Raw genomic sequence first — 17,759 nt, forward strand, 5'->3', positions numbered from 1 at the left:
GAAAAATCCCTTTCTGGAGTCCGCTGACGTTTATGATACGTTTCGCTGTAATTGGGACTAACTGGATCACGCGCCAGTTTGTCGACGCCGCCCACGAAACCGGCAAATTCAGGCTCGCCGCCGTTTACTCCCGTAGTCTTGAACAGGCGCAGTCTTTCGCAAATGATTATCCCGTCGAGCATCTGTTTACCTCGCTGGAAGCGATGGCGCAAAGCGACGCGATTGAGGCGGTTTATATCGCCAGCCCGAACTCCCTGCATTTCTCCCAGACACAGCGCTTTTTGCAGCATAAAAAACATGTCATGTGCGAAAAGCCGCTGGCTTCTAACCTGGCGGAGGTTGATGCCGCTATCGCCTGCGCGCGCGATAACCAGCGGGTACTGTTTGAAGCCTTTAAAACCGCCTGCCTGCCCAATTTTCTGCTGCTGCGGGAATCGTTGCCGAAAATCGGCAGAATGCATAAAGCATTACTAAATTACTGCCAGTACTCTTCACGTTATCAGCGCTATCTGAACGGTGAAAATCCGAATACGTTTAATCCGGCCTTCTCCAATGGTTCGATTATGGATATCGGGTATTACTGTCTGGCGTCGGCGATCGCGCTATGGGGCGAGCCGCGCAGCGTTCAGGCGTCGGCGAATTTGTTGGAAAGCGGAGTAGATGCGCACGGCGTCGTGGTTATGGATTACGGCGATTTTAGCGTCACGCTACAGCATTCCAAAGTCAGCGACTCGGTACTGGCCAGTGAAATTCAGGGCGAGAGGGGATCGCTGGTCATTGAAAAGCTGTCGGAATGCCAGAAAGTGTGTTTTGCGCCGCGCGGCGCGCTGATGCAGGATCTGACCCAGCCTCAGCATATTAATACCATGCTGTATGAAGCCGGGGCGTTTGCCCAGCTTATTGAAAACCATGCCGTGGAACATCCGGGGTTGTCGCTAAGTCGCGCCACGGCAAAATGGCTGACAGAAATACGCCGTCAAACCGGGGTCATCTTCCCGGCGGACGATCTGACCCATCCCCTTACTGCGTAAAATTATGTAAATTATATGTTACAGGTCATTGACTCTACGCGTGGCCTGTCATACTTTGTTACGCGCAAAGGGGAGTAACTTCATTGCCGGTCGATCGTCATTACGATGTGTGCAAAACCACATCCGGTCACCGGGCAGCCATAAAGGAATGCGTCAGCGTATTCCTTTATTGTTGTAAGTGAGACCTTGCCGAATGGCAAGGTCTATGCATAAAAGCAGCGGCTAATGCCATTCGGCGTTAGCCGTTTTTTTTTGCATAGGGAGAAATAATGAATACTGTTGGTACGCCATTATTATGGGGTGGATTCGCGGTTGTTGTGGTGATAATGCTATCCATCGACCTGTTGTTGCAGGGACGCCGTGGCGCACATGCGATGTCGATGAAACAAGCGGCAGGATGGTCAATCCTGTGGGTAACGCTCTCGCTACTGTTTAACGCTGCTTTCTGGTGGTATCTGGCTGAAACGCAAGGGCGCGAAGTTGCTGACCCGCAGGCATTGGCGTTCCTTACCGGCTATCTGATTGAAAAGTCGCTGGCCGTAGATAACGTCTTTGTCTGGCTGATGCTGTTTAGCTATTTCTCCGTCCCTCCGGCTCTGCAACGCCGGGTGCTGGTGTATGGGGTCCTTGGCGCGATCGTGTTGCGTACTATCATGATTTTCGCCGGTACCTGGCTTATCACTCAGTTCGAATGGCTGCTGTATGTGTTCGGCGCCTTCCTGCTGTTTACCGGCGTAAAAATGGCGCTGGCGAAGGAAGACGAATCCGGCATTGGCGAAAAACCGATGGTGCGTTGGCTGCGCGGGCATCTGCGTATGACCGATACGATCGAGAACGAGCACTTTTTCGTACGTAAAAACGGCCTGTTGTATGCCACGCCGCTGCTGCTGGTGCTGATTATGGTTGAGCTCAGCGATGTAATCTTCGCCGTTGACAGTATTCCGGCGATCTTTGCGGTCACCACCGACCCGTTCATCGTACTGACCTCTAACCTGTTTGCCATCTTAGGACTGCGCGCGATGTACTTCCTGCTGTCCGGCGTGGCGGAACGCTTCTCGATGCTGAAATATGGTCTGGCGGTCATTCTGGTCTTTATCGGCATTAAGATGCTGATCGTCGACTTCTACCATATTCCTATCGCGATTTCGCTGGGCGTAGTGTTTGGCATTCTGACCATTACGCTGGTGATTAACGCCTGGGTTAACCATCAGCGCGATAAGAAACTGCGAGCGCAATAATCTTTTATCGGGGTAAACCTGCCCCGTCAAAAACGCCCGGCAGCGCACACCTGCCGGGCGTTTTTGTTTAACATGTCACAATACTGTTAATATAAAGTTATAAAACATGATCGCAGCAAAAAATCCAGGATATTTCGCTTCCCGAACCTTCAACTTTCCTTATACTCAACCAGGCAAACACTTTGTTACATCCTGAAAGATGCGCCGTAAGAGCGTGCAGGGGATGACCAGCAACACAATACAAGGAACATGAAATGGCTACGCAACGAGCATCAGGGCTACTGCAGCGTTTAGCGCAAGGCAGTCTGGTTAAACAAATTTTAGTGGGTCTGGTACTGGGGATTTTACTGGCATGGATTTCTAAGCCTGCGGCAGAAGCGGTTGGCTTGCTTGGCACCCTGTTCGTCGGCGCCTTAAAAGCGGTCGCCCCCGTTCTGGTGCTGATGCTGGTAATGGCCTCGATCGCCAACCACCAGCACGGTCAAAAAACCAATATTCGCCCTATTCTCTTCCTTTACCTGCTAGGCACCTTTTCAGCCGCGCTGGCGGCCGTTGTGTTCAGCTTCGCCTTCCCTTCAACGCTGCATCTGTCCAGTAGCGCCCAGGATATCGTGCCGCCGTCCGGCATTGTAGAAGTCTTGCGCGGTCTGCTGATGAGCATGGTGTCGAACCCCATCGACGCGCTGCTGAACGCTAACTATATCGGGATTCTGGTGTGGGCCGTCGGTCTGGGATTTGCCCTGCGTCATGGCAATGAAACCACCAAAAACCTCGTGAACGATATGTCTAACGCCGTGACCTTTATGGTGAAACTGGTGATCCGTTTCGCGCCAGTCGGTATTTTTGGTCTGGTTTCATCAACGCTTGCAACCACCGGCTTCTCCACCCTGTGGGGTTATGCGCACCTGCTGGTCGTCTTGATTGGCTGTATGCTGCTGGTCGCGCTGGTGGTCAACCCGCTGTTGGTATTCTGGAAAATTCGTCGCAACCCTTATCCGCTGGTGTTCGCCTGCCTGCGTGAAAGCGGCGTTTATGCCTTCTTTACCCGCAGCTCTGCCGCCAATATTCCAGTGAATATGGCGATGTGCGAAAAGCTGAATCTGGACAGGGATACTTACTCCGTTTCCATTCCGCTGGGCGCCACCATCAATATGGCCGGCGCGGCAATTACCATTACGGTTCTGACGTTGGCGGCAGTCCATACGTTAGGCGTCCCGGTGGATCTGCCTACAGCGCTGCTGCTGAGCGTGGTGGCCTCGCTGTGTGCTTGCGGTGCCTCCGGCGTGGCAGGCGGTTCATTGCTGCTGATCCCGCTGGCGTGCAACATGTTTGGCATTCCGAACGATATCGCGATGCAGGTAGTGGCGGTCGGCTTTATTATCGGCGTATTGCAGGATTCGTGTGAAACGGCGCTGAACTCATCTACCGATGTTCTGTTCACTGCGGCAGCCTGCCAGGCAGAGGACGAACGCCTGGCGAATAACGCCTTGCGTAGCTAAGTGATTATCGATGCCGGATGGCGCGTGCCATCCGGCGTGACGATAGATCTGAATCTCCCAATCCATAGGCTGTGACCTAAAGCGAATTGATGTTCACGCGCGACATCCTCGCATAACGTTATATGTAGATGGCGTCTGCCGCGGCGCTCGGTCAGCGTACAGTATAAAGTGTCAGCCTGTGTAAATCCTCTCGCCACCCTCCTTTGCGATAAGCAAAATCAAAGCTCAACGACGCGTAATTTCTATAACGGACTTCGTTGACCTTTGTTACAATTAGATGCATTTTGAATTTTTGTGTGTTAGTGCTTGCTTACTTCACAACTTAACAAGGAATAGTTCAGGCCGCGAATTTGCCGTTTCCGCAACGCTGATAAAAACTCCAACTCTGTTGCGGCAGTGCAAACCTCAGATCACCGGCGTGACGTTAACCGATTCTCCAGGAATACTGAATGGAACTACTGACTCAATTGCTGAATGCCCTGTGGGCTCAGGACTTTGAAACACTGGCCAATCCTTCCATGATTGGCATGTTATATTTTGTGTTATTTATGATTTTGTTTCTGGAAAATGGGCTGCTCCCTGCCGCCTTTTTGCCTGGCGACAGCCTGTTGATCCTGGTCGGCGTGCTGATCGCCAAAGGCGCGATGGGTTTTCCACAAACCATTTTGCTGCTTACCGTCGCGGCCAGCCTGGGTTGCTGGGTGAGCTATATTCAGGGCCGCTGGCTGGGGAATACCCGCACCGTGCAAAACTGGCTCTCTCATCTCCCCGCACATTATCATCAACGCGCCCATCACCTTTTCCATAAACACGGCCTGTCGGCATTATTGATAGGCCGTTTTATCGCGTTTGTCAGAACGCTGCTGCCCACCATTGCCGGCATATCCGGCCTGAATAACGCGCGCTTTCAGTTCTTCAACTGGATGAGCGGCTTGTTGTGGGTGCTTATCCTGACGTCGCTGGGCTATCTGCTGGGCAAAACGCCCGTCTTTATGAAGTATGAAGATCAGTTAATGTCATGCCTGATGCTGCTGCCCGTGGTGCTGCTTTTTTTTGGCCTGGCGGGTTCGCTGGTCATGCTGTGGAAAAAGAAGTATGGGAGCCGGGGATAACTTATGCTTAAACCACGCATAACTGCCCGACAACTCATTTGGATCAGCGCTTTTCTACTGATGCTGACCATACTCATGATGACGTGGTCAACGCTGCGTCAGCAAGAGTCGACGCTGGCCATTCGCGCGGTTAACCAGGGCGCCAGTATGCCAGACGGCTTCTCAGTTCTGCATCATCTGGATGCGAACGGCATTCATTTTAAAAGTATTACGCCTAAAAATGACATGTTGCTCATTACCTTCGATTCCCCTGCGCAAAGCGCCGCAGCAAAAACAGTGCTTGATCAAACGTTACCACACGGTTATGTCGTCGCTCAGCAGGACGATGACAACGAAACGGTACAGTGGCTGTCCCGCTTACGGGAAAGCTCCCACCGCTTTGGCTAATCTCCAGGAATCCGAATCATATCACTCACTTTGGTGATTTCATTGTTTAATGACTATGATTAATAAAGCGGTGTTTAACCCACCGCGTTATTATCGGGATCACCGCCCCGGACAACGGGTCCGAACATAAGGGAAAGTTCAGGAATGAAATACCGCATCGCTTTGGCTATCACGCTTTTTACACTTAGCGCCGGTAGCTACGCTAATTCGCTTTGTCAGGAAAAAGAGCAGGATATACAAAAGGAAATTAGCTACGCTGAAAAGCACAACAATCAGCGCCGTATTGAGGGTCTGAACAAGGCGCTCAGCGAAGTACGCGCCAATTGTACTGACAGCAAGCTGCGCGCCGAGCATCAGAAAAAGATCGCTGAGCAAAAAGAAGAGGTAGCCGAACGCCAACGTGATTTAGCCGAGGCAAAAGTAAAAGGCGATGCGGATAAAATAGACAAACGTGAACGTAAGCTGGCCGAGGCTCAGGATGAGCTAAAAAAACTTGAGGCCAGAGACTACTAAATTAACGCCGAATGTAAATACTCACTCACCTGGAGAAAACTATGTCGAAAGATAACACTACGGAACATCTGCGCGCTGAGTTGAAATCCCTGACCGATACGCTTGAGGAAGTGCTGAGCTCTTCGGGCGAAAAGTCGAAAGAAGAGTTGAGTAAGATTCGTAGCAAAGCCGAGCGCGCGCTGAAAGAGAGCCGTTACCGCCTGGGCGAAACGGGTGATGTGATTGCCAAACAGACTCGCGTCGCCGCCGCCCGCGCCGATGATTATGTGCGCGAAAATCCCTGGACAGGCGTAGGCATTGGCGCCGCTGTCGGTCTGGTGTTGGGCGTACTGCTGACGCGTCGTTAATTATGGCGGACTCTCGACAGGCACAAGGACCAGGCAAAAGCGTACTGGGTATCGGGCAGCGGATTGTCACCATTATCGTTGAGATGGTGGAAACCCGGCTGCGACTGGCGGTAGTAGAACTGGAAGAAGAGAAAGCGAACCTCTTTCAGCTTTTGCTGATGGTAGGTCTTACCATGCTCTTCGCGGCGTTTGGCTTAATGAGCCTGATGGTTCTGGTCATCTGGGCTATCGATCCTCAGTACCGTTTGAACGCGATGATCGCTACCACTGTTGTGCTGTTAGTGCTTGCGCTAATCGGCGGCATCTGGACTTTGCGCAAAGCGCGTCAGTCCACGCTATTGCGCCATACGCGGCACGAACTGGCTAACGATCGGCAAATTCTGGAGGACGATCAGTCGTGAGCAGCAAAAGCGAACGCGAAAAACGTAAAGCGCTGCTTCTCAGTCAGATCCAGCAGCAACGGCTGGATCTGTCCGCCAGCCGTCGCGACTGGCTGGAGACCACCGGTGCGTACGATCGCGGCTGGAATACGGTGTTAAGCCTGCGCTCCTGGGCGCTGGTCGGTAGCAGCGTAATGGCCATCTGGACCATCCGTCATCCTAATATGTTGGTACGCTGGGCGAAACGCGGCCTGGGTATCTGGAGCGCCTGGCGCCTGGTAAAAACTACCCTCCGTCAACAACAGCTCCGCGGTTAATATCTTTTCTTTTATAGCATCGCGCCATCAGGTTATCGCCCGATTACCCCTGGTGGCGCGATACTTTTATGCATATCGTCTCTTTATCAATCACTCAATTTTTTTGAAAAAATTTGGCAATTTTCCTTGCTAACAATTCCTGTATGCCACGTTTATGATTCTCTCCAGCGATAACAATGACGCGCTAAACCGTGTCATTGCTCATGAAAATAGTAGCAGCCGCCGAATCGGCCTCCTGGAGAATAAAATGAAAAAATTAGAAGATGTTGGTGTACTGATAGCGCGTATTTTAATGCCAGTTCTGTTTATTACCGCAGGATGGGGAAAAATTAGCGGCTATGCGGGCACACAACAGTATATGGAAGCGATGGGCGTACCAGGATTCCTGCTGCCGCTCACCATACTGCTTGAGTTCGGCGGCGGTCTGGCGATTCTGCTGGGGTTCCTCACCCGCACCACTGCGCTTTTCACCGCTGGTTTTACGTTGCTGACGGCATTGATCTTCCATAGCAATTTTGCAGAAGGTGTAAACTCGCTGATGTTTATGAAAAACCTGACCATTGCCGGCGGATTCTTATTACTGGCGTTAACCGGGCCTGGCGCGTTCAGCCTTGACCGTCTGCTGAATAAAAAGTGGTAAGCAATCTATACTCAATAAAAAAGCGAGGGAATAGCGCCTCGCTTTTGTCATCTGAAGGAGAGAGACATGGGACAACTGATCGATGGCGTCTGGCACGACACCTGGTATGACACCAAATCTTCCGGGGGGAAATTTCAGCGTTCAGCGTCGGCTTTCCGCAACTGGCTTACCGCTGACGGCGCGCCCGGACCTTCCGGCGAAGGCGGATTCGCCGCAGAAAAAGATCGTTACCATCTGTACGTTTCCCTTGCCTGCCCCTGGGCGCATCGCACGCTCATTTTCCGTAAACTGAAAGGTCTGGAGCCATTTATTCCGGTTTCCGTCGTGAATCCATTGATGCTGGAAAACGGCTGGACGTTTGATGATACTTTTCCGGCGGCCACCGGCGATACCCTCTATCAGCATGAATTTCTCTACCAGTTGTATCTGCACGCCGATCCACACTACAGCGGCCGCGTCACCGTACCGGTCTTATGGGATAAAAAAAATCATACTATCGTCAGCAACGAGTCCGCCGAAATCATTCGTATGTTTAACTCCGCCTTCGATGGGCTGGGCGCTAAAGCCGGGGATTACTATCCCCCCGCGCTGCAAAGCAAAATTGACGAGTTAAACGGCTGGATTTATGACAACGTTAATAACGGCGTTTATAAAGCAGGCTTCGCCACCAGCCAGCAAGCGTATGATGAAGCGGTAGACAAGGTATTTACTGCGCTGGCGCGCCTGGAACAGATTCTCGGACAGCACCGCTATCTGACGGGCGACCAGTTGACCGAGGCGGATATCCGCTTATGGACGACCCTGGTACGCTTTGATCCGGTTTACGTGACTCATTTCAAGTGCGACAAATACCGAATCAGCGACTACCTGAATCTGTACGGTTTCCTGCGCGATATCTATCAAATACCGGGCATTGCTGAAACCGTTAATATGGACCATATTCGTCACCACTATTTCCGTAGCCATAAAACGATTAACCCCACAGGTATCATTTCTATCGGACCGTGGCAGGATCTGCTCGAACCTCACGGACGCGACGTGCGCTTTGGCTAATTTCAGGCGTCCTCCGGGACGCCTTATTAATTAATACCACAAATATTTACCAGCATTTCATTCGCGGCTATTCTTAGTTTGATTACTTTAAAAACAAGTGATTGAACCATTATTGAGGCGAAAATGGATTGGTATTTAAAGGTTTTAAAAAATTATCTGGGATTTGGCGGCCGCGCGCGACGCAAAGAGTACTGGATGTTTATTCTGGTCAATATCATCTTTACCTTTGTGTTGGGCCTGCTGGACGCCATGCTTGGCTGGCAACGCGCCGGGGGTGAAGGCGTTCTGACCACCATTTACGGCGTTCTGATCTTTTTACCGTGGTGGGCCGTGCAGTTCCGTCGTCTGCATGACACTGACCGCTCCGCATGGTGGCTACTGTTGCTACTTATCCCCATTATCGGCTGGCTTATCATCATCGCGTTCAACTGCCAGAATGGTACGCCGGGCGACAACCGCTTCGGCCCCGACCCGAAACGTTTTTCCTGATGGCGGCGCGGCGCCGCTTTTAAAGCGCCGCGCGCTATTTATTTTCCGGCGAATAGCTTAGGTATTTCCCGCAGGCACCAGGCTTTTGCCTCCCCCATACTGTCGCGCCGCCAGGCCATAATAATATCGATTTCGCTGGTCGATTCCGGGCTGACCACGCGTAGCCGCCCTTCGGCAATATCCTGTTCCACCATCGAATATGGCATGGTCGCGACGCCAAGCCCGGCCAGCAGCGCCTGACGTTTATCTTCAATCGTGCTTACCGTCAGACGTGGCTGCTTATCCAGCAGTTGCACCGTTAATACCGGCCGCTCGCGCGCGGTATCCGCTACCGCTACGCCGCGGTATTTAACCCGCGTCACTTCCGAAAGCGGCTCCGGCTCCTGATGAATAGGGTGGTCAGGCGCGGCGACATACACATTCATTAACGTATACAACTTACGGGAGTTAATTTCCGACGACGATCGAAAATGCATATCCGGGGCGATAACGATATCCGCCCGTCCCTGCTCAAGCCGCTCCCATGCGCCAGCCAGTACTTCGGTAATCAATGAAAGCTGCGTATTGGCTTTAGCGGCCAGCCGGTCGATCAGCGGAAAAAAAGCAGGCGTCGGTACCAGAGCTTCAGTGACCAGCGTCAGATGCGTTTCCCAACCGCGGGCCAACGCTTCAGCATCCGTCGTTAACTTGTCTGCCGCTTCCAGCAATACCCGCCCGCGTTCCAGCAGCATACGCCCGACGTTGGTGAATTTTGTACGATGGCCGGAGCGATCGAACAGTACAACGTCCAACTCTTCTTCCAGCTTCTGCATGGTGTAACTCAGCGCGGAGGGCACCCGCCCCAACTCATCAGCCGCTGCGGCAAAACTGCCCCGGCGGTCAATGGCGTCCATCACACGCAATGCTTCAAGCGTCAGCGCTCTCTCTTTAGCCATAACGTTCTCATTCAGGAAATTTGAACATACCGGGCAGAATATCTGGCTAACAATGCAGCGTCCAGCCCCTTAACATAAAAGGAAGTAAAGAGAGGTTAATAACGATGATTACGACCCGAACCGCCAAACAATGTGGACAGGCAGACTATGGATGGCTACAGGCCCGCTATACCTTCTCCTTTGGACACTATTTCGACCCTACACTGCTGGGCTACGCGTCGTTGCGCGTACTGAACCAGGAAGTGCTGGCGCCGGGCGCCTCTTTTCAGCCTCGAACTTATCCAAAGGTGGATATTTTAAACCTGATTCTGGACGGCGAAGCGGAATACCGCGACAGCGACGGCAACCATGTACAGGCTAAAGCGGGCGAAGCGTTGCTGCTCGCCGCGCAGCCGGGCATTAGCTACAGCGAACATAATCTCAGCAAAGTTAAGCCGTTAACCCGAATGCAACTGTGGCTTGACGCCTGTCCTGAACGGGAAAACGCGCTGGTACAAAAAATCCCACTCCTGGCGGCGCAACAACAGCTTCTTGCCTCGCCCGACGGTGAGCAAAACAGCTTACAACTGCGCCAACAGGTCTGGGTACATCATATTACGCTGGAGAAAGGCGAATCGCTTAATTTCCAGCTTCACGGGCCGCGCGCCTATTTGCAGTCGATTCACGGTACGTTCCACGCGCTGACGCACAACGAAGAACGCGAGGCGTTAACCTGCGGAGATGGCGCATTTATTCGTGATGAACCTAACATTACGCTGGTTGCCGATACGCCGCTGCGCGCATTACTGGTAGATTTACCGGTGTAGCCAGCCAGAAAAGGAGTCGCAAGATGAGCAAAAAATCGGCGAAGAAACGTCAGCCCGTGGTAAAACCTGCCGTACAGGAGGCGATGAGCGCCACTGTGCCGCTGGGCTATGAAGAGATGCTAACCGAACTGGAAGCCATCGTGGCGGACGCCGAAGCCCGGCTGGCAGAAGAAGAGGCCGCAGCCTGAAATCATGCCGGATGGCGGCGCAAGCGCCCGATCCGGCTTAGAACAGGTAGACCCGATAAGCGCAGCGCCATCGGGCAACACGCTGCCCCGACGTCATGCCGGGGCGTTATTATTAATGCGCTTTACTGGCCATAATCTCGATGATCTGCTTGTCTGTCTGCTGCATTGAGCGACACGCCAGCGAACACAAATTCGAAATAGATTGTTCGACATTGTGCGCCACAATCCCTTCGTTTCCGGTCACCGCCGTATCATCCAACGCCATCAGTACGGCTTTCCACGCCGCCGACGCGCTGGTAGAGACTTTCATCGCACAGCTATTCGACGCGCCATCGCAAATCATCCCGCTGACATCACCAATCATACTGCTGATAGCCATTGCGATAGTGTCGTAACGACCATCTATCAGCCACGCCATACCCGCTGCCGCGCCCATCGCCGCCGTAGTTGCCGCGCACAGCGCCGACAAACGCGGAAGCTGATGGTGAATATAGATAGCGCTCAAATGCGATAACATTAGCGCGCGCGCCAGGCGTTCGTCATCGGCGCCGACATGTTCAGCAACCACCATGACTGGCACCGTGGCGGTAATCCCCTGGTTGCCGGAGCCGGAGTTGCTCATCGCGGGCAACGTGGCGCCGCCCATTCTGGCGTCTGACGCCGCGCTGGTACGGATCAAAATCGCCGTGGAGAGATCTTTCGCCAGCAGACCGCGATCGCACTGTTTGGCCAGCGTCGAACCGATATGCAGCCCCCAGGAACCACGCAGTCCCTCCTGCGACAACGCGCCGTTTAGCCTGGCCGCATCGAGAATAAAGCGGATAGCGTCAAAGGGCACCGCATTCACAAACGCCAGGATCTCTTCCAGCGAGGTATGAGACAGCACTCCCAGTGGCGAGGTTTTTTCTTCTTCCTGCGCATTATCGGCTTGGGTAAATACCACGCCCTTGTCGGTTTCTATCCGCACAATATTTGTATGATCGCCGACGATCGTGACACATGCCCAGCTATCGCCGCTATACACTTTCGCCCGTGAAAACAGGATATCGTTACATGGCTCCTGCAACATCACTGCGACATGTCCGGCGGCCAGCATCGCTTTTGCATTGGCAACGGCTTTAGCGGAAGCGTCTTTTAACACCTCCAACCCGGCTTTCGCATCACCGCCCAACGCGCCAAGCGCCGCGGCGATCGGTAGCCCTACCATTCCCGTTCCTGGAACGGTAACGCCCATACCATTTTTCATCAGATTAGGCGAAACCCACGCGTCAATGCGTTCAACTGTGCCGTCAAGTTCAGCCGCCGCCGCCGCTGCCGCCAGCGCCAGTGAAATTGGCTCAGTACACCCCAGCGCCGGTTTTACTTCTTCCTGTACGGCCAGGATAAAACTTTGCCACAATGGATTTATTTTAGATTCAAACATAACAACAACCTTAATCTCAGGTATATCAAGAGAATGCCAGGAACGGAGAAACGCATAGCAGCAGACCGGTAATAATAATCAGGTACAACGAAGCGCCTTTATATTTGTGCAATGCGGGAACCTTGTAGACCAACCATGCCGGAATTAAACAGCCCACCATACCGAAGATAGGGCTACAAATAGAGGTGAAGCTCAGTACCGGCGCGTTGAGCACAATGGCGCTCCAGGCCAGCAAAATAGCGAAAATCATAATGCCGCGCTGTACCAGATTTTCCTTAATCTTCTCGGCGGGCATTTTGCGGCGCAGGATATTCATCACAATGCCTTGCGTCGCTTCGCGGAATCCTAAGTAAACGCCAAAGAAGGCGGTCATGACGGCAAAGATGTTCAGAATTACGCTAACCACTTTGACCCAGCCAGCGCCATCGCCGCTAATAAACTGCGCGGCGATCGCCAGGGCGGAAATATTCTGCTCGTAGGCTTTCACCGCTTCGTCATGCCCCATCGCCAGGGTGAAGGAAACCGCATAGAAAAAGACGGTAACGAACAGGACGCCAAACGCGATATTCATGGCGCGCAACGCTTTATGACGTGCGACCTCAATAGATTTTTCGCGTGAACGGTAAGAGATCACCATTGGGCTTAACGTCTGGATAAATAAAATCGAGGTCAGCGTAAATGGCAGGGTAATAATGGCGTTTTTAATCAGCAGGGCCATCGGCGGCAGCGCGCCAATGTTATACAGATGCCACATACCCACCATGGAGACGCCCAGCGCCGCTACTACCAGTAGCTTGGTCAGCACCATGCCGGTGGAAATTTTGAACAGTAATTTTTCACCGCGTGAGGAAATCGCCACTAGGATGCAGATCAGCACCAGACCATAAAACGGACTATCGGAAAGTAATCCTTCCGTTACGCCGAAAGTGTGCAGATAAGAGGCGCTGTCGTTAGTAATCGCCGTAGAATAGACGAACATCCAGATGACGAGCATTACAAAGTACAGCGCGCCTAATAAAATACCCCAGTTTTTGCCCAGATAGCCGCTGATCACGCTGGGGTAGTCTTTACATTCCGGGGATTCCGCCAGCGTATTAATAAACAGCCGCTGGAACAGGTACATGGCCGGATAGCCAATAATAGAAGAGAGTAAAAAGACCCAAAGTCCCATCAGGCCAACCTGGACAGGAAGAAAAACGATTCCTGCGCCGATCGCCATCCCGATACTCATAATGACCCAACCGGTGTCGGTACTATCAAATTTGATGGCTTCACGCCATTCGCTTTCTGTCATCCCTGCCCGACGCGCCGGGGCTGATGCGTCGAGGATTACGCTGGTATTACTAGCCGATTCCATAAAATTCTCGCTCAATGTGTAGGTAGAGGTTTTTTTTATTTTTCGTGCCGCAGCAAGGCGATATGCAGAACGTGAGGTGCAGGTACTTTCTTGTAATAAGAAAATCATACGCGCACGATAAGAGAAAAACTTACCAATAAAACACCTGCATTTCTTGTGGGTTAAGAATTCTTTTCTATTTACTATTGGTTTAATGTTGTTATTTTCTCTATTTGACGCACATCACAACAAAAAAGGGCGCACATTGGTGCGCCCTTTTCTCAGCTTCTGTCTTCTGCGTTATCCCATAGCCTGCTCACTCTGCGCCTGTCGGGCCTATCCACAAACGACTTTAATCGCCAGACCGCCGCGCGACGTCTCGCGATATTTGTCGTTCATGTCTTTACCCGTTTCGTACATGGTTTCGATCACTTTATCGAGCGAAACCCGCAGCTCAGAGGTTCGGCGTAGCGCCATTCGCGCCGCATTTACCGCTTTAACGGCGTTAATCGCATTACGTTCAATACAAGGGATTTGCACCTGACCCGCCACCGGGTCACAGGTGAGGCCAAGGTTATGCTCCATCGCAATTTCCGCCGCAATACAGACCTGCGCCGGGCTACCGCCCAGCAGTTCTGTCAGCCCCGCCGCCGCCATCGAACACGCGACGCCAACCTCGCCCTGACACCCCACTTCCGCGCCGGATATCGAGGCGTTCATCTTGTACAGCATGCCAATCGCCCCCGCCGACAACAGATAACGGGCGATAGAGTTGGCATTGACCGGACGACGGAATTTGTCGTAATAGGCCAGCACCGCAGGAATAATGCCGCACGCGCCGTTGGTCGGCGCGGTGACCACTCGCCCGCCCGCCGCGTTCTCTTCGCTCACGGCCAGGGCGAACATGTTAATCCAGTCGATGACGTTCATTGGATCGCGGGAGAGATTATCGCTGGAGACCAGCAGACGCCGTAACGCTACCGCGCGGCGTGGAACGTTCAGCGGCCCCGGCAGCACGCCCTCAGTATTCATGCCACGTTCAATTCCGGTCTCCATCACCTGCCAGATGCGGGCAAAGCCAGCGTCAATCTGCTCTTTGCTCCGCAACGCCAGTTCATTTTGCATCATCAGGCCGGAAACCGAGAGCCCCTGTCTTTCACACAGCGTCAGCAGTTCGCTGGCGGAATGAAAATCATACGGCACCGATTTTTCTACGTCGTGCGACTGACCAAAGCGTTCCTCTTCGACAATAAAGCCGCCGCCAATAGAGTAATACGTTTTGTGCAAAAGCGGCGTTTGTCCGTTCCAGGCGGTAATTCGCATACCGTTTTCATGGCGCGCCAGGGTTTCAGCGTGAAAGAGAATACTGTCGGCGACGGGAAAATCCACCACATGCGCGCCACCCGCCACCGATAAACGGCTGCTGCGGGCAACCTCCTGGATAAACGCCGGAATGCTATCAATATTGACATCCTGCGGCGTATTGCCCGCCAGGCCCATAATGATGGCGGTATCGGTCGCGTGGCCTTTGCCCGTCAGCGATAGCGATCCGTAAAGATCAACCGTGATGCGCGTCGTTCGCGGCAGGTCGCCGCTGTCGTTCAGCCGATCGATAAAACATTTTCCTGCATTCATTGGCCCTATGGTATGGGAGCTTGAAGGTCCAATGCCAATCTTAAAAATATCAAATGCGCTAATCATATCTCCCCCTAAGATTACCGTTCAGTGAAGATCCGTCGCGGGGCGATCCACACGATCGCCCCGTTCACGTTACATCGCCTGAGTAAAGGTGCGCGAAATAACGTCCTGTTGCTGCTCACGAGTCAGCGCATTGAAGCGCACGGCATAGCCGGAAACGCGGATCGTCAGGTTCGGGTAGTTTTCCGGATGTTCAATCGCATCCAGCAACATTTCACGGTTCATTACATTGACGTTCAGATGCTGCCCGCCTTCTACCTGTGCTTCATGATGGAAATAGCCGTCCAGCAGGCCAACCAGATTGGTTTTCCGCACCGCATCTTCTTTTCCGAGCGCCGCAGGCACAATCGAGAAGGTGTACGAAATACCGTCTTTGGCGTAGGTAAACGGCAGTTTCGCCACCGACGTCAGCGAGGCTACCGCCCCTTTGCGGTCACGACCGTGCATCGGGTTCGCCCCCGGCGCGAACGGCGTTCCGGCGCGGCGTCCATCCGGCGTATTGCCGGTCTTCTGCCCGTACACGACGTTCGAGGTGATGGTCAAAATGGACTGCGTCGGCACCGCATTGCGATACGTCGGCAACACACTAATTTTTTGCATAAAGCGTTTCACCAGGTCGCAGGCGATGCTGTCCACGCGCTCATCGTTGTTGCCGTACTGCGGATACTCGCCTTCAATAGCGAAGTCGATGGCAAGGCCGTTTTCGTCGCGGATCGGCTTCACCTGAGCGTACCTGATGGCGGACAGGGAATCCGCCGCCACCGACAGTCCGGCGATGCCGCACGCCATCGTCCGATACACATCACGGTCGTGCAGCGCCATCAGCGAAGCTTCATAGCTGTACTTATCGTGCATGTAGTGAATGATGTTCAGCGCGCTAATGTACTGCACCGCCAGCCAGTCCATAAAATGGTCGAGGCTCTCCATTACCGCGTCGTAATCCAGCACCTCATCCGTTAACGGCGCGGTTTTCGGCCCAACCTGGATTTTCAGTTTCTCGTCAACGCCGCCATTGATAGCGTACAGCAACGTTTTGGCAAGGTTGGCGCGCGCGCCGAAGAACTGCATCTGCTTACCGATGACCATCGGGCTGACGCAACAAGCGATGGCGTAATCGTCGCTGTTAAAGTCGGTACGCATTAAATCGTCGTTTTCATACTGCAAAGATGAGGTCACGATGGAGACCTGCGCAGCATATTTTTTGAATGCCACCGGCAACGCTTCTGACCACAGTATGGTCAGGTTCGGCTCCGGCGCTGGCCCCATCGTGTGCAGGGTATGCAGATAACGGAAGGAGTTCTTCGTCACCAGCGTGCGGCCATCAAGCCCCATCCCGCCAATAACTTCGGTGGCCCAGATCGGATCGCCGGAAAAGAGCGAGTCAAATTCCGGCGTGCGCAGGAAGCGCACCATGCGGATCTTCATGATGAAATGGTCGATCAGTTCCTGCGCCTGCTGCTCTGTCAGAAGGCCCGCGTTGAAATCGCGCTCAATGTAGATATCAAGGAACGAGGCGGTTCTTCCCAGCGACATTGCACCGCCATTTTGCGATTTTACCGCCGCCAGATAAGCGAAGTAGAGCCACTGTACCGCTTCCTGCGCGTTCCGCGCCGGGCGGGAGATATCATAGCCGTATTTCGCCGCCATCTCCTGCATTTGCAGCAGCGCGCGACGATGCTCCGCCAACTCCTCACGCAGGCGAATCGTCGCCTCAAGATTCTGTCCCTGCTCCAGATTCGACTGCAGATCGGCGAATTGCAGCTCGCGTTCGCGCACCAGATAACGGATGCCATACAGCGCGACGCGACGATAATCGCCAATAATGCGCCCGCGACCATAACCATCCGGCAAACCGGTTAATACGCCGGATTTACGGCAGCGCAGCATATCCGGCGAGTAAACATCGAATACGCCCTGATTATGGGTTTTCCGCAGGTCGGTAAAGGTATATTCAAAATCGGCGTCCATTTCGCGGCCATAAGCGTGGAATGAACTTTTAATCATGTTAACGCCGCCAAACGGATGCAAAGCGCGTTTAAGCGGCTTATCCGTTTGTAAACCGACGATTTTTTCCAGATCTTTTTCAATATATCCCGCATCGTGCGCGGTAATCGTCGTCGCGATGTTGGTATCGAAATCCACCGGCGCATGGGTCGCGTTCTCGATACGTATTCCCGCCATCACCTTTTCCCACAACGCCGTGGTCGCTGGCGTCGCGTCGGCGAGAAAAGATTCATCCCCCTCATAGGGCGTATAGTTATGCTGAATAAAATCACGGACATTAATTTCTTCTTTCCAGTCCGTACCTTTAAAATCACGCCATGCTTCGGCATACAGCATATCGCTGGTATCGATATTTACCTTCAT

19 protein-coding genes are annotated in these 17,759 nt (G+C 53.1%); 14 read left to right on the forward strand and 5 right to left on the reverse strand.

The annotated features are described in order from the left end of the window. The first annotated feature begins 32 nt into the window (after positions 1–32). The 12 genes from NA389_RS16185 to NA389_RS16240 all read left to right on the forward strand — a co-directional run bounded on the left by NA389_RS16185 (position 33) and on the right by NA389_RS16240 (position 9,006). A complete protein-coding gene (locus NA389_RS16185) occupies positions 33–1,031 on the forward strand; it encodes a Gfo/Idh/MocA family protein (protein WP_000617687.1) in 999 nt (332 codons plus the stop codon). Between the two features lie 269 nt (positions 1,032–1,300). Next, positions 1,301–2,269 carry a TerC family protein gene (locus NA389_RS16190; RefSeq protein WP_001098836.1) on the forward strand — a complete coding sequence of 323 codons (969 nt, stop codon included), beginning with the start codon at positions 1,301–1,303 and terminating at the stop codon, positions 2,267–2,269. Between the two features lie 254 nt (positions 2,270–2,523). Continuing rightward, positions 2,524–3,768 (forward strand): serine/threonine transporter SstT, encoded by a 1,245-nt coding sequence (sstT, locus tag NA389_RS16195; RefSeq protein WP_000235365.1) that lies wholly within the window; start codon positions 2,524–2,526, stop codon positions 3,766–3,768. Positions 3,769–4,217: 449 nt separating this feature from the next. Then, the gene (gene yqjA, locus NA389_RS16200; RefSeq protein WP_000422141.1) at positions 4,218–4,880 is read left to right on the forward strand and encodes a DedA family general envelope maintenance protein YqjA; all 663 of its coding nucleotides are present in this window, start codon (positions 4,218–4,220) and stop codon (positions 4,878–4,880) included. 3 nt (positions 4,881–4,883) lie between these two features. After that, positions 4,884–5,267, forward strand: coding sequence for an EnvZ/OmpR regulon moderator MzrA (gene mzrA / locus NA389_RS16205; RefSeq protein WP_000917516.1), 384 nt, complete (start codon positions 4,884–4,886; stop codon positions 5,265–5,267). A gap of 144 nt (positions 5,268–5,411) precedes the next feature. After that, positions 5,412–5,780 carry a DUF1090 domain-containing protein gene (locus tag NA389_RS16210; protein WP_000877299.1) on the forward strand — a complete coding sequence of 123 codons (369 nt, stop codon included), beginning with the start codon at positions 5,412–5,414 and terminating at the stop codon, positions 5,778–5,780. Between the two features lie 41 nt (positions 5,781–5,821). Beyond that, complete coding sequence (locus tag NA389_RS16215) at positions 5,822–6,127, forward strand: DUF883 family protein (protein WP_000031219.1); 306 nt, start codon at positions 5,822–5,824, stop codon at positions 6,125–6,127. A 2-nt stretch (positions 6,128–6,129) separates the two neighbouring features. Then, positions 6,130–6,528, forward strand: a complete 399-nt coding sequence (locus NA389_RS16220) for a phage holin family protein (RefSeq protein WP_000785626.1) — start codon at positions 6,130–6,132, stop codon at positions 6,526–6,528. Continuing rightward, positions 6,525–6,824 (forward strand): YqjK-like family protein, encoded by a 300-nt coding sequence (locus NA389_RS16225; protein WP_000095795.1) that lies wholly within the window; start codon positions 6,525–6,527, stop codon positions 6,822–6,824. Before NA389_RS16220 ends, NA389_RS16225 begins: the two co-directional genes overlap by 4 nt. 247 nt (positions 6,825–7,071) lie before the next feature. After that, positions 7,072–7,464, forward strand: a complete 393-nt coding sequence (locus NA389_RS16230) for a DoxX family protein (protein WP_001592732.1) — start codon at positions 7,072–7,074, stop codon at positions 7,462–7,464. 66 nt (positions 7,465–7,530) lie between these two features. Beyond that, positions 7,531–8,517, forward strand: coding sequence for a glutathione S-transferase family protein (locus NA389_RS16235; protein WP_000531160.1), 987 nt, complete (start codon positions 7,531–7,533; stop codon positions 8,515–8,517). 123 nt (positions 8,518–8,640) lie between these two features. Continuing rightward, entirely contained in the window at positions 8,641–9,006 is a 366-nt protein-coding gene (locus NA389_RS16240; protein WP_000384139.1) for a DUF805 domain-containing protein, read from the forward strand. Between the two features lie 38 nt (positions 9,007–9,044). Here the strand turns inward: NA389_RS16240 and yhaJ are convergent, their stop codons facing one another. Further along, the gene (yhaJ, locus tag NA389_RS16245) at positions 9,045–9,941 is read right to left on the reverse strand and encodes a DNA-binding transcriptional regulator YhaJ (RefSeq protein ID WP_001041026.1); all 897 of its coding nucleotides are present in this window, start codon (positions 9,939–9,941) and stop codon (positions 9,045–9,047) included. 104 nt (positions 9,942–10,045) lie between these two features. On the opposite strand from yhaJ, the gene NA389_RS16250 reads away from it, so the two are divergent. Both NA389_RS16250 and NA389_RS16255 read left to right on the forward strand, forming a co-directional pair. Next, entirely contained in the window at positions 10,046–10,747 is a 702-nt protein-coding gene (locus tag NA389_RS16250; protein ID WP_000633548.1) for a pirin family protein, read from the forward strand. Positions 10,748–10,770: 23 nt separating this feature from the next. Further along, a complete protein-coding gene (locus tag NA389_RS16255; protein ID WP_000039326.1) occupies positions 10,771–10,935 on the forward strand; it encodes a hypothetical protein in 165 nt (54 codons plus the stop codon). 112 nt (positions 10,936–11,047) lie between these two features. Here the strand turns inward: NA389_RS16255 and NA389_RS16260 are convergent, their stop codons facing one another. From NA389_RS16260 to pflB, 4 genes are all read right to left on the reverse strand, one after another. Beyond that, entirely contained in the window at positions 11,048–12,358 is a 1,311-nt protein-coding gene (locus NA389_RS16260) for an L-cysteine desulfidase family protein (protein ID WP_000463080.1), read from the reverse strand. Positions 12,359–12,383: 25 nt separating this feature from the next. Then, entirely contained in the window at positions 12,384–13,715 is a 1,332-nt protein-coding gene (locus NA389_RS16265) for an amino acid permease (protein ID WP_000443189.1), read from the reverse strand. Positions 13,716–14,030: 315 nt separating this feature from the next. Then, on the reverse strand, positions 14,031–15,395 hold the full coding sequence (gene tdcG / locus NA389_RS16270) for an L-serine ammonia-lyase (RefSeq protein WP_079917058.1): 1,365 nt from the start codon (positions 15,393–15,395) through the stop codon (positions 14,031–14,033). A gap of 69 nt (positions 15,396–15,464) precedes the next feature. After that, positions 15,465–17,759 (reverse strand): formate C-acetyltransferase, encoded by a 2,295-nt coding sequence (gene pflB / locus NA389_RS16275; protein ID WP_000867314.1) that lies wholly within the window; start codon positions 17,757–17,759, stop codon positions 15,465–15,467.

The sequence above is a fragment of the Salmonella sp. NW645 genome, from assembly GCF_051703725.1.
Lineage (GTDB): Bacteria > Pseudomonadota > Gammaproteobacteria > Enterobacterales > Enterobacteriaceae > Salmonella > Salmonella enterica.